Source organism: Streptomyces sp. NPDC053367 (genome assembly GCF_044545925.1).
Classification (GTDB): Bacteria; Actinomycetota; Actinomycetes; order Streptomycetales; family Streptomycetaceae; genus Streptomyces.
Window position 1 is genome coordinate 730,183 of record NZ_JBITYN010000001.1, and the last position, 12,351, is coordinate 742,533.

Annotated in this window: 9 protein-coding genes; 7 read left to right on the forward strand and 2 right to left on the reverse strand. The window is 65.3% G+C overall.

Going from position 1 to position 12,351, the window contains the following annotated elements:
- Positions 1 to 247 precede the first annotated feature (247 nt).
- From ACIGXJ_RS03335 to ACIGXJ_RS03355, 5 genes are all read left to right on the forward strand, one after another.
- A complete protein-coding gene (locus ACIGXJ_RS03335; protein WP_399640991.1) occupies positions 248 to 1,726 on the forward strand; it encodes an ATP-binding protein in 1,479 nt (492 codons plus the stop codon).
- Positions 1,727 to 1,796: 70 nt separating this feature from the next.
- Positions 1,797 to 4,571, forward strand: coding sequence for a Z1 domain-containing protein (locus ACIGXJ_RS03340; protein WP_399640994.1), 2,775 nt, complete (start codon positions 1,797 to 1,799; stop codon positions 4,569 to 4,571).
- Positions 4,568 to 5,578 (forward strand): PD-(D/E)XK motif protein, encoded by a 1,011-nt coding sequence (locus ACIGXJ_RS03345; protein WP_399640996.1) that lies wholly within the window; start codon positions 4,568 to 4,570, stop codon positions 5,576 to 5,578. Before ACIGXJ_RS03340 ends, ACIGXJ_RS03345 begins: the two co-directional genes overlap by 4 nt.
- Entirely contained in the window at positions 5,571 to 7,580 is a 2,010-nt protein-coding gene (locus ACIGXJ_RS03350) for an AIPR family protein (RefSeq protein WP_399640999.1), read from the forward strand. Before ACIGXJ_RS03345 ends, ACIGXJ_RS03350 begins: the two co-directional genes overlap by 8 nt.
- A 65-nt stretch (positions 7,581 to 7,645) precedes the next feature.
- Complete coding sequence (locus ACIGXJ_RS03355) at positions 7,646 to 8,278, forward strand: hypothetical protein (protein ID WP_399641001.1); 633 nt, start codon at positions 7,646 to 7,648, stop codon at positions 8,276 to 8,278.
- 136 nt (positions 8,279 to 8,414) lie between these two features.
- On the opposite strand, the gene ACIGXJ_RS03360 is transcribed toward ACIGXJ_RS03355, so the two are convergent.
- Positions 8,415 to 8,603: a hypothetical protein gene (locus ACIGXJ_RS03360; RefSeq protein WP_399641004.1), complete on the reverse strand. Its 189-nt coding sequence runs from the start codon at positions 8,601 to 8,603 to the stop codon at positions 8,415 to 8,417.
- A 56-nt stretch (positions 8,604 to 8,659) separates the two neighbouring features.
- On the opposite strand from ACIGXJ_RS03360, the gene ACIGXJ_RS03365 reads away from it, so the two are divergent.
- The gene (locus ACIGXJ_RS03365; protein ID WP_399642134.1) at positions 8,660 to 9,133 is read left to right on the forward strand and encodes a very short patch repair endonuclease; all 474 of its coding nucleotides are present in this window, start codon (positions 8,660 to 8,662) and stop codon (positions 9,131 to 9,133) included.
- Here ACIGXJ_RS03365 and dcm read toward each other — a convergent pair.
- Entirely contained in the window at positions 9,120 to 11,054 is a 1,935-nt protein-coding gene (dcm, locus tag ACIGXJ_RS03370; RefSeq protein ID WP_399641006.1) for a DNA (cytosine-5-)-methyltransferase, read from the reverse strand. The genes ACIGXJ_RS03365 and dcm overlap by 14 nt on opposite strands.
- An 866-nt stretch (positions 11,055 to 11,920) precedes the next feature.
- Here dcm and ACIGXJ_RS03375 point away from each other — a divergent pair.
- Positions 11,921 to 12,226, forward strand: coding sequence for a hypothetical protein (locus ACIGXJ_RS03375; RefSeq protein ID WP_399641009.1), 306 nt, complete (start codon positions 11,921 to 11,923; stop codon positions 12,224 to 12,226).
- Positions 12,227 to 12,351 lie beyond the last annotated feature (125 nt).

Here is a 12,351-nt window from a genome sequence, read left to right on the forward strand (position 1 = left end):
CCTCCTTCCCTGGTGACTTCGTGAGCACGCCCGCAGGCTACGCCGTCGTGAGGGTCGTGGTCATGGGATATGCCCAATGGCTCCAGTACTATCGGCTTTTGGGTGGGGGCATGTCGTGTGCGACAGACTGAGTACGCGATGGGGCGTCCCCCGAATCTGGGGTGCTCGCCGCTCGGTTCCGCTGGACCTCCGAGACGGCTGCACTCCAAGGAACGCTCGTAACGGGGAAGCAGGACTGGATCCACCCATGACGTACGACATCGCGGCTCCTGAGCCCGCGGGAATGGTGGCTTCGCTCAGCTCCCTGGGGTACTCGCTGCCAGCGGCCATCGCTGACCTCGTGGACAACAGCATCTCGGTGGAAGCCCGGAACATCGACGTCGAGTTCGCCTGGGCAGGACGGAACTCATGGATTGCGGTGGTCGACGACGGATGGGGGATGACCGCTGAGGAGCTCGTCACGGCAATGACCGTGGCGGCTCGGGGGCCCGCGACGTCGCGCTCCTCCACGGATCTGGGCCGCTTCGGCGTCGGTCTGAAGTCGGCCTCGTTCTCGCAGTCGAGGCAGCTCACCGTGGCCACCGCCAAGGCCGGTTGTGAATGGCACACGCGCACCTGGGACCTCGATGTCGTCGAGGAGACCGGCGAGTGGCGGCTACTCCATGGAGCCGACGACGACACGACAACCGTGCTGGACAGAGTTCGGAGTGCCGCTGGCCACGGCACGATCGTGCTCTGGCGACGGCTGAACGGCTACCACGGCGGTGACGTCAGCGAGGACGACGAGCGCACCCAGAAGCAGTTCTACGCAGAGGCGGCCCGCACGGAGTCGCACCTCGGAATGGTGTTCGCCCGCTTCCTCACTGGAACCCGACGCCGGAATCTGCGAGTGTCCGGGACCCGGGTGGAGCCCTGGGATCCGTTCATGGGCAACCACCCTTCAGTCCAGCGACTCCCCTCAGAGGAACTCCCTATCGGCGGCAGTTCCGTACGGGTCGAGGCGTTCATCCTCCCCAGCGCCCACCGGCTGACGCCGGAGGAGTACGACAGAGCCGCAGGACCACAGGGGTGGCTCGACCAGCAGGGCTTCTACGTCTTCCGCCGCAACCGCCTCATCCTGGCGGGTGACTGGCTGGGGCAGAGAGGCATGCGCCGCGAGGAGAAGTACAACCTGGCGCGCATTGCCATCGACATCCCGGCCGAGACGGACGCCGAGTGGGGCGTCGACGTGAGGAAGTCGAGCGTCGTCCCGCCCGTCGGTCTGCGTCCGCACCTTCACCGCATCGCACGGCAGGCCCGAGCCGTGGCCGCGGATGTGCTACGGCACCGTGGACAAGTCGCCGCGCGTACCCACGGTGATCCTTTGTCGTACGCATGGAACGTGCGCCGACCGGACGGCAAGGTCACCTGCAGGATCAACCGCAGCCACCCACTGGTCCAGGCTGCTCTGAGACCTGGCGGCAACACCACTGCAGACGTCCGTGCGCTAATCCGGCTCCTGGAGGAGACAGTGCCCGTCGCCGCCCTCCGCGTCATGCACGAGACGGACACCAGCGACGACCCGGAACCGTTCGGTGGACCCGGGCCCGCCGACGAGGCGGCAACCGAGGTCGCACAGCGAATCTACGAGTCGCTCGTCTCTGGGGGCCGCTCGCCCGCCGCTGCGCGCGAGAGGCTGCGGACCATGCCTCCCTTCGACCAACTACAGGGCTTCTGGAGCAGATGAGCCCCCGAGCTGTTGTCGGTGCTCGCCCCTACCCTGCCCGATACCGTCTACATCCCGCTGGAGGTCCCACGTGAGCGCCGTTCCCGACGACCCCATGGCCAAGGCCACCCGCCTGGTTCTCGGGTTCCTGCCACAGGACCGTCAGCCGAAGACAGAGGAGGTACAGAACGCGGTCAACGCCATCTTCGGAATGCTGGCCGCACAGGGAGAATCCCTGGACCGGGACCAGCTGGCCAAGGAGATCGAGGCCATGACTGCCGTATTCCAGGAGCGATCCTCGGGCCTCACTGACTCCAAGGGCCACGAGCCGTGGCTGCCGGAGGCGAAGAACGACCGTGACTGGGACTTCTGGGAGCGGTACCGGCGCTACCTCGAGGACGTGGTGAGCCTTCCGCCGTGGGTCGTGAGGCGGCTGGACCAGAGCTCCGACGAGGTGTTGAGCCAGCTGGAGGATCCACGCCGCCCCGGTTCCTGGAGCCGCAAGGGGCTCGTGATCGGTCAGGTGCAGTCGGGCAAGACCGGCCAGTACATCGGGCTTGCAGCCAAGGCCGTTGATGCCGGCTACCGGCTCATCGTGGTGCTAGCCGGCATCCACGACGACCTCCGCAGCCAGACACAGCTACGGGTCGACGAGGGACTCTTGGGTTTCGACACCCAGCACTACAGGCGGTCCAACGAGGTCGGCAAGTCCCGACTCATCGGCGCGGGCCGGATGCCGGGCGCGAAAAAGCTCGACATCGCCTCGCCGACGAACAGCAGCGCGAAGGGGGATTTCGGCAAGAAGACGGCTTCCCACACCAACTTCCCTCTCGGGAGTTTCCCCGTCGTGCTCGTCGTCAAGAAGCACTGGAAGCTTCTCGAGTACGTGCGTAACTGGGTGATCGACGTTCACGGGACCGAGGACGAGAACGGCAAGAAGGTCGTGAAGGATCTTCCCTTGCTCGTCATCGACGACGAGGCTGACAACGCCTCGATCGACACGACCAAGGACGACGACGCGGACCCGACGAAGACCAACGCCGCGATACGTGACCTCGTCAACGCGTTCGACCAATCCGCGTACGTTGGATACACGGCCACACCGTTCGCCAACATCTACATCAACCCGGAGGCGAACAACGAGAAGGTCGGGGAGGATCTCTTTCCGGCAAGCTTCATCCGCAGCCTTCCTTCGCCCTCCAACTACCTTGGGCCCGAGCGGGTCTTCGGCCTCCAGGTCGACGACGATGACGAGGAGGACACGCCGCCTCTGCCGTTGGTGCGTCACGTGAAGGACGCCGAGATCTGGCTTCCCGCCAAGCACAAGTCGGGCCACGTTCCCGGCGCCGAGCTGCCTGCGTCCCTGCGCGAGGCGATCTCCTCGTTCGTGCTCGCCTGCGCGGCTCGGCGGGCCAGGGGACAGACGAAGGTGCACAACTCGATGCTGGTGCACGTCACCCGTTTCACCTCGGTGCAGGGGCTGGTGCGGAACCAGGTCGACGACCATCTGCGACTCCTCGTCGACACGCTCCGGGACCGGTACGGGAAGGGCCCCGCGCTCCGCGAGGAACTCCAGGGGCTCTGGGAGCGGGAATTCGTCCCCACCACGGAACAGTTCCCGACCGACGAGGCCGAGCGCCTCACGTGGGATCAGGTTTCGGCGGAACTCCTTGACGCCATCCGAAAGATCCAGGTCAAAGCGGTGAACGGCACGTCCAAGGACGCGCTCGACTACTATTTGAACCGCAAGGACGGGCTCTCCGTGATCGCTGTCGGAGGGCAGAAACTCTCCCGCGGCCTCACTTTGGAAGGTCTGACGGTCAGCTACTACCTGCGCTGGTCGAAGTCATACGACGCGCTCCTCCAGATGGGGCGGTGGTTCGGGTACCGGCCAAAACACGAGGACCTATGCCGTCTGTACACGACCCCCGAGCTTCAGGACGCCTACGTGGAGGTCACGGCCGCCACCGACGAACTGCGCCGGGAAGTCGAGGAGATGGCCACGCTCGGCCTCGAACCGACGGCGTTCGGACTGAAGGTGCGGTCCTCGTCACTAGGCCTGACAGTGACGGCGCCCAACAAGATGCGCAAGGGCAAGAAGATCCTTCTCAGCTACTCTGGCGAAGGGCCGGAAACAGTGATCTTCAAGCTCGCCGATCGGACCGTCGCTCACAACTTCAGGCTCCTTGAGGGCTTCGTCCGACGACTCGACAGCGCGGGGGGTCTCAAGGCGACGCCCAAGGGCGGCAACGTGCAGTGGGAGGGTGTCTCTCCCGGACTGGTCTCCGAGTTTCTCTCCGACTACGAGACCGACCCCATGGCGCAGCGGGTCCGGCCGAGGCTCATTGCCAAGTACATCGACCAGTGCGCGAAGGTGGGAGAACTGGTCGACTGGACGGTCGTTCTGGTCAGCAGCACGACGTCGAAGTGGCCGCGGCAGATCGCCGGACACACCGTCGGTGCTGTGAAGCGAGCCGCGCTCAAGGACGACTTCGAGAGCGAGGGCAGGTACACGATCCGCCGGGTCATCAGCCCTCAGGACGAGCTGATCGGTCTCGACCCGACCCAGGAGGAGAGGGCACGCGAAGCCGCGCGAAAGGCTGCGGAGGAGGCGGAGAAGGCGGCGCCCCCGCAGAACCCATCGGGTACGTACATCCGGAGGCAGCGCCGCCCGGACCAGGGCCTGCTGCTGATCTACCCCGTCATGCCCGTCAACAAGGACGGCGTCGGGGTGTCGACCACACCTCTCGTGGGCTTCCAGGTGAGCCTCCCTCACTCGAAGCACCAGTCCAAGACCGAGTACGTCGCCAACACCGTCTGGCTCCAAGACGACATCTACTCGATCGTCGAGGAGGACGAGGCGTGACCGTCACAGAGGACGCGTGGCACGAGCTGGAGACCCCCCAGGAGGCACCGGGGCGATCCAGCCTCCGCCTGTACCCAGAGTCACCGCTCGACATCTTCCTCTCCGTATCCCACCCCAGTCGACAGCGCATGCTTGTCCTCCGAGCGGACGCCCGCTCCGCAGACGCAATCGTGCGGTCGGTGGGTCGCCTCCCCAAGGCTGCCGGGATCGAAATGAACCTGAGTGCGGTGTCCCGGGTCGAGTACGAGCTCCAAGTCGTCCTGACCGCGAACGAACTCCGTGAAGTCTTCAACCCTCTCGTCAGCGACGTCGCCGACACGGCGAGAGCCGCTCCGGCCGCCGCCGAAGCCATGGCGGCCGCGGTGGATAGGTTCGGGAGGTGGCAGGACCTTCTGCGCGCGGTCAGCAGGGACGGACTGAGTGCCGAGATGCGGCGAGGCCTTTACGGCGAACTCCTGATACTGGGCGATTTCCTCCTAGCCTCGCTGGCCCAGACCTCGGCCGTGGAAGCATGGACCGGTCCCACGGGGACCAATCAGGACTTCCAGCTCCCCGAGGTCGCGATCGAGACCAAGGCCAGCGTCGCGAAGCGCCCACGAAACATCCGGATCGCCAGTGAGCGACAGCTGGACGGGACCGGGACCCCTGCTCTGCTCCTCGCCCTCGCGCAGCTCGACGAACGACGTGGTGGATCGGGAGAGAGCCTGAACAGGCGGGTGGAGGGCATACGACAGCAGCTCACGAGCCCCGCCGCTCGGACCCGGTTCGACGGTCTGCTCATCCAGGCTGGCTACCTCCCCGGACACCGTGACCTCTACGAGGAACCCCGGTACACCCTCCGCGAGCTTCGTTTCTGGCATGTACGGGAAGGCTTCCCCAGACTGGTCGAATCGGACCTGCCCGAGGGAGTCGGCGACTGCACGTACCACGTGAGCACCTCGGGTCTGGACGCCTACCGCGCCACGGCCGACGAGGTGAAAGAACTGATCGGGGGGTCCCATGGCTGAGCTCGACCTGGCCGAATTTTCGCGGAACCTCGTCGCCGACGTCCAAGCAACAGCTGACGCCGAGGGGACGACAACCCCGGAGGCGTTCACACGTCGGGTCTTCGAGGACCTCGAGCAGGCCGGCGTCGTGTCCAACACCTTCACCGCCTACCACAAGATGCACGGGCACGAGGTACACGGCTACGGCATCGGCGAGTCGGGCGAGTCCCTGGACCTGTTCGTGACCGACTTCCAGCTGGCACCGCTGGAGACCAAGCTCACGAAAGCGCAGACCGAGACATCCTTCAGACGACTTCTGGCATTCGTTCAGCGTTGCCGGGACGGGCTGCAGCAGCACATCGACGAGTCCTTCGACGTGTACGACATGTGTGCGGCGGTCGAGAAGGCCCTCACCGAGGTGCAGCGGATCAGGCTCTTCCTGCTCAGCAACCGGGTGGGTACTTCGACCGAGGTCCCCGTCTCGCACTTCGACGGTCTGCCGGTGACCCATGAGGTGTGGGACCTGGCGCGCCTGCACCGTCACGCGACGTCGGGCGCCCTCGGAGAGCCCATCATGGTGCCGTTCAGCCCTCCGCTTCCGTGTGTCTCCGCCCCGAGTTCGGAGGAGGACCACTCCGTGGTCCTGGCGGTCATACCCGGGGAGATGCTCGCCGAGCTGTACGCGGAGTATGGCACCCGGCTCCTTGAGCTCAACGTGCGTTCCTTCCTCCAGACCCGCGGAGCGGTCAACCGAGGTATCCGGGAAACCCTGCTGCACGCACCAGGCAGATTCCTGGCCTACAACAACGGGATCACCGCGACCGCGTCGCAGGTCGACTTCGTGAGGGGCCCGGACGGCGAGCCGACCCACATCTCCGCAGTACACGGCCTCCAGATAGTGAACGGTGGTCAGACGACAGCCTCGCTTCACTATGCGCGGAGCCGCGACAAGGCCGATCTATCCCACGTCCGGGTCCAGATGAAACTGACGGAGGTGGCGCCCCAGCGGCTCGCGGAGATCGTTCCGAAAATCTCGGAGTACTCCAACACGCAGAACCGAGTGACCCAGGTCGACTTCAGCTCCAACCACGACTACCACGTGGACATGCAGCGGATCACCCGCTCCCTCTGGGCTCCCGCGACGGACGGCAGCGGCCAGGAGACCCACTGGTTCTACGAGCGTGCGCGCGGTCAGTACACGGACGAGCTGGCGAAGGCCCGCACCCCGGCCAGGCAGCGGCAGTTCAAGAAGCTGAATCCGACGAAGCAGAAGTTCACGAAGGCGGACCTCGCTAAGTTCGTCCACTCTTGGAACCAGCTGCCGTACCACGTGAGCCGCGGAGCACAGAAGAACTTCGTCGAGTTCATGGTTAACGTCGACGAAGCGCCGCCCCGCGTCGACGTCCAGTACTGCCAGCGGGTGATCGCAATGGCCATCCTGTTCAAGGCTGTGGACCGGATCGCCGCCATCCATGGAGCCGGCAGCCACAAGAGCATGATCACCACCTACACCGTGGCTCGCCTGTCCCTGGCGACGGACCGCAGGATCGATCTCGACCGGATCTGGCGAGAACAGGGCGTCTCACCAGTGCTGGAGGCCGCGATCCACGATCTCTGCCCCCGCGTCATGCGGGCGGTGACCACGCCGCTTGAGGGAAACCACGTGGGCGAGTGGGCCAAGAAGGCGGCGTGCTGGGACGCCGTGTCCAGGGTGCCCTGGACGATACCTCGTGCTCTGGCGTCGGAGTTGTTGGACCATTCGCTGGACGAGGCGGCACTCGCCGGCGGAGCCGGTGGTGACGAGGGCGCGAGCGAGGCGGTAGCACTGATCCCGGCCGACGAGTGGTTCGCGATCGAGCGATGGGCCAAAGAGACCCGCAACCTCGAACCCTGGCAGCGGCAGCTGGCACAGTTCGTCGGCAGGCGCCTCGAACTGGAGCAAGAAGTTCCCGAGACCCAGGCTGTCCAAGCCCTGCACGCCCGTACCGAGGCACTGCGGCTGGGATTTACCCCCCACCCGTAGCCGGTGGTTCGTACCTCAAGCGAGAACCACCCACATGTCAGCTGGCAGTTCGCCAAGATAGAGGCATGATTCCCGAGTTCGATGTGTACATCCGTCGTGACTACGACCTGGAAACGCTACTCACGGGCTTGAGCGCAGAGGACGTGGCCAGGGGCTTCACGGATCACCACGAGTACGAATGCCTGGGGCTCCCGAGCTGGGAAGAGGCCGCAGAGTGTCTGACGGAGGAGGCCGCCCTCCTGGAGCGGGCGGGGAGGTCTGAGGAGCCCGACGGGATGGAGGCGGTTCTTGACGAGTTGCATGACGCTGACGACGTCGGCTATGCCGAACTGATGGCGTACACGTTCCACTGGAACGACATCGGGGTGGCGGGGCTCAGTCTGGCGCTCAGCGCCGCCCGGATTGCAACCTTCTACTCCTGCTCAAGCGGGCTCAACAAGCGTCATCACGCCAAGTATCCGATGGTTGGTGCTGTGCCCGATCCAGAGCGCGCGGGCCTACTCGCCCGGCTGATCGAGGAAAGCGGCTGCGGCATCGATCAGGTGTACGGGCGATGGTACATCTACGGGCGCTCCGTCAAAGACCTGCACGTTCTCGGCAGGGCGGTCCTGGTTGCATGCGATGCCTTCGATGCCCTGCCCCAGCCATCGTGGACCGAAGGGCTCGCCGAGTTGCTCGAGGATCTCGCGGACGAGTAGAGACGCTGATGGCCTGCCGTAACCCCGGCAGCGGTAACGGGCCCCGTTCGTCGGCAGTCTCGAACCGGAGCCGCAAGGCTTCGAGACGTAGGTCGTTCTGGCCAGTGGGTTCGCACCTCAGCGGCGAAGCCGCCACTCAGAGTGTTCCCTTCTCGATCAGGTCCTTGATCGAGTCCTCGGCCCTCCTGAGTACGATCCGCCCGTCACCATCACTGAAAGCAACGAGATCAGCACCAGGTGTGATGCCGGCTTCTGCGAGCAGGCCAAGCGGCAGCTCCACACGTCCCTGGTCATCGACATGAACTTCGGCTGGCTCTCGGATCATGAGGAGAGTGTGGCACCCTTCCTCTCGGAGAACGTAGACAGGCTGGGGCTGTGAACATGGCCGGAGGTGGCAGGACGCCGAACCAGCAGTGGGTTGCCACTGCTGAAGGGGAGCACCTTCGCGGCCGGCGCGTGAGGGACACCAAGCCGGAAGTGGCACTCAGGAAGGCCGTGCACCGGCTGGGCCTCAGGTTCCGTCTCCACAAGCGGGTGGCGCCCCGGTGCACGGCCGACTTCGTGCTCCCCCGATACCACCTCGCGGTCTTTGTCGACGGTTGCTTCTGGCACGGCTGTCCGGATCACTCTCCAGCGGAGTTCCGGGGGCCCAACGCCGCCCTCTGGCAGGAGAAGATCGGGGCCAACAAGAAGCGGGACCGGCGCAACACCGAGCAGGCCGCGGCCGCCGGGTGGACTGTGGTCCGCGTCTGGGAGTGCGAGATTCGGCGGGATGTCCAGGGTGCGGCAGAGCGGGTGGCGGCGATCGCCGGCACCGACAGGGCGGCCCTCCGTAGGCCAGTCACTCCTCCGTGACGGCTGCCAGTGTCAGCAGATCGTCTGCTTCCCGCCGGGGACAGTACGCGGCGAGCGGACACCCCGAGCACATGGGCTGCTCTTCCCGACAATGATCCAAACCGATAAGGCGGATCGCGCCCATGCGGAGCGGTGCTTCCTCTCCTGCCCCCACGAGCTTCACCAGGTTGACGCGACCCTCACTGAGCCGGTTCGGGTGATCCGTGTCGACGTCGTTTATCCGCGCGGCGACCCGCAGCGTCCCTTGCGCGACCAGCATGAGATCCTCTCCGATCAGCAGTCGGTAGAGGGATGCCTCGGCTGGCTTCATGGCCAGCTTGGCAGGTACGTCGAACCGCTTGTTCCACTGCCAGTCGTAGGGCTTGTCCACCAGCGGCGCCAAGCGGTCGACGCGGGCTCGGACGGGCGCCGTGGGCGCAGCGTCGACCAGCTTCTTGAAAAGAGTCGCGGTGAGCCGCTTCGACTTTCTGACCAGGGCCATCATGTCGGCCATCACGGCCGGCTTGGCCTTCGCTCCGGAGAGTATGGCCACGACGGCGGCATGAAGCGGCACAGGGTCCTCGCTGGGAAGCTGATACCAGTCCCTGCTGTCGCGCCGCTGTTCCGCCCACACGGTGAGGGCGCTCCGGACCTCCCGCCAGTGTGGCCGGAGACCGGCGGCCTCCGGAGCGGCGTCACCGACGGGCTTCAGTACCGACGCGGCGGCTGCCCCCAGCAAGGGAGGTACGGCGTTCCCGATCTGTCGGAAGGCGTCACTCCGGGTACCGGCGAAACGGAACCGGTCCGGGAACGTCTGAACGCGCGCCGCCTCGCGCACGGTGAGGGTCCGCAGCTGCTCCGGATGGATGTACCAGTAGCCGTCCTTGGCGATGTGCGCGGTGATCGTACGGCTGAGTTCGTCCCAGGCCAGCTTCTTGTACTTGTCCGTGTAGTTTTCCGCGCTGTACCGCTGGTACTCCATCTCCTCCTTGGTCAGCTTCTTGTGGAGATCCGAGTACTTCGTGTCGGACTCCATGACCTCGAAGATCCGGTAGTCGTCTTTTCGGACCCTCCGGGTCATGTGGTCCCAGATCACTCCACGAGGCGCACCTTCCCGCATCTTCGTGGCGAAATCAGATAGATTGCCCGACTTTCGGTACTTCAGCTCCCGCTGTCCAACTCGCTCTGTGGGGACGACCTCCAGCTCGGGCAGGTCGCCGATGGCATCGCGCAGGGTGGTGCGCTGCAGGTCGGGCTTCTGCCAGGTGAACTGGTCGACGTCATTCCGGGCCAGGAGGATGAGACGCTTCCGATGCTGGGGGACTCCGTAGTTCCACGCGTCGACGAGTCGCACCTGGGTCGCGTAGCCCAGGTCCTCCAACTCGTCCTCGATCGTCCGGATGACGAAGAAGTCGTCGTGCAGCCCCATGTCGGGGACGTTCTCCATGAGGACCGTCCGCGGGCGGATCCGCTTGACCATGTCCAGGTAGGCGCTCCAGAGCTCCTTCCGGCGGTCCTCCGGGTCACGGCCGTGGTTCTTGACGAGGTCACGAATCTTGTTGCGCCCGGCCCGGCTGAAGGGCTGGCAGGGAGGTCCTCCCGCCACAAGGTCGATCTTGGCAGGCTTGAGGATCTCCTCGAGCCTGTCGCGCTCAGCGGGGTCACCGAGGTCCATCTTCAGGCTGAGGCCCGGGAAGTTCGCCATGTGGGTGTCCAGCGCAGGGTCGTCGAAGTCCACGGCGGCCGCGATGGTCCAACCTGCCTGCTGAACGCCGAAACTGAGGCCGCCGGCACCGGAGAAGAGGTCGACAGCCAGCCTCTTGCCCTTACCGAAGCCTTCAAGCCACTCCGGGAAGCCCTCGGGATCACAGCTGTTCTCGTCTGGATCAAGCTTGAGGTAGTCACTGCGTTCAAGGGGTACGCCGTACCATCCCTTCTTCACAGCCCAACCCTCCGTACGCATGACATGAACGAGCACCAGGAGATCACAGACACCCTGGTGGAAGCAATGATTCCAACATGTTGATCAACGGAACTACCTGCGGCGACTGCCCCTGTCCCCCTCGGGCGCCTGCGGCGAACGCGCAGACTCCCAAACAGTGACTCTCGACCGGCGTTCCGTTGTCTTCCGCAACGGTCGATCATAGTGGAACCGGATAACAGTGCTGCAGCCAGGGTCGGTACGGAACGGCGGCTTCTTCACTCGGTCCGAGTAACGACGCAGAAGGGCTAGAGACACCTTCGGGTTGTTGCACACCACATGAGCTGGACACTCTCTCCCACCGCCCTTATCCAATGCCGGACGCCGGTCGAGCAGAACGCCGCCAACGATTCCAGTTGAGGCCTGCTGCGGCAGGGGTACGAACGAGCCAGAGGTCGAGGGGCTCGGAGCCGGAGCCAACTCCGACTCTCTCCAGGGAGGACCCAGCCTGCTGACCACGCACGCTCCGTAACAGGCCGTGCAGGGCCGTTCAGCGCCCGTCAGGACACCCCCAACGCACCTGCTCCTCAGGCCGCAGAGGTGCAGAATGACTGAGAAGCGCGCAGTTGGACCACAATGTCCGGCCAGTCGCCTTTTCCCGTCCGGCTTCACACACCTCCCACTGACGGCTCGCTGAGTTCGATCCCCAGACTCGTGGCCTCGAACAGCGGGCGCTTTCACCACGCCCATCACCGCCGTATCGAGATCGATCATGCGTCATTCCGCTGGAGCCACTCGTGAGCAACCCGTCGCTGAGGGCACTACCACCGCCCTAGAGCTCCTTGGTCTTCGGCTTCCCGGATCACAAGGGCGTCCGCATCGAGCACGTGACCTACCCCAATCTCAGGTCCAAGACCATGATCGCGGCCAGCCTCTCCCTGCTGGCGAACCCCGACCTCAACCGCAAGCACGCAGCCATCCTCGTCGGCGACCCGTTCCTCGACATGAAGGAACAGAACTCCGACCTGCACGCCCAGCTGCTCGCCGAGCAGGGCTACCCGCCCTGGCCTTTAGGTGGCCGAGCCCAAGGAACCGTTCGTCATCCCCGGTGCCAGCCACGCCGATCTGTACGACAAGACGCCGCACATCACCCAGTCCCTCGGGAAGCTCCCGAGTTCTCGCCGACCACCTGAAGTGACCGCAGCCTGCCGCTGTGGGGCCCGACCCCACGCGGAACTCCCATGGCGGCAGTCCTAGTCATCGGGACGTGAGGCGCTCTCTGCGGCAGAGTTCCACGAGTCACGCACTCACCTCGACC

Excerpts from the sequence above, each read along its gene's own strand:
- ACIGXJ_RS03350 (WP_399640999.1), top strand. The coding sequence starts at position 5,571 with ATGGCTGAGCTCGACCTGGCCGAATTTTCGCGGAACCTCGTCGCCGAC.
- ACIGXJ_RS03360 (WP_399641004.1), bottom strand. The coding sequence starts at position 8,603 with ATGATCCGAGAGCCAGCCGAAGTTCATGTCGATGACCAGGGACGTGTG.
- ACIGXJ_RS03355 (WP_399641001.1), top strand. The coding sequence starts at position 7,646 with ATGATTCCCGAGTTCGATGTGTACATCCGTCGTGACTACGACCTGGAA.
- ACIGXJ_RS03365 (WP_399642134.1), top strand. The coding sequence starts at position 8,660 with ATGGCCGGAGGTGGCAGGACGCCGAACCAGCAGTGGGTTGCCACTGCT.
- ACIGXJ_RS03335 (WP_399640991.1), top strand. The coding sequence starts at position 248 with ATGACGTACGACATCGCGGCTCCTGAGCCCGCGGGAATGGTGGCTTCG.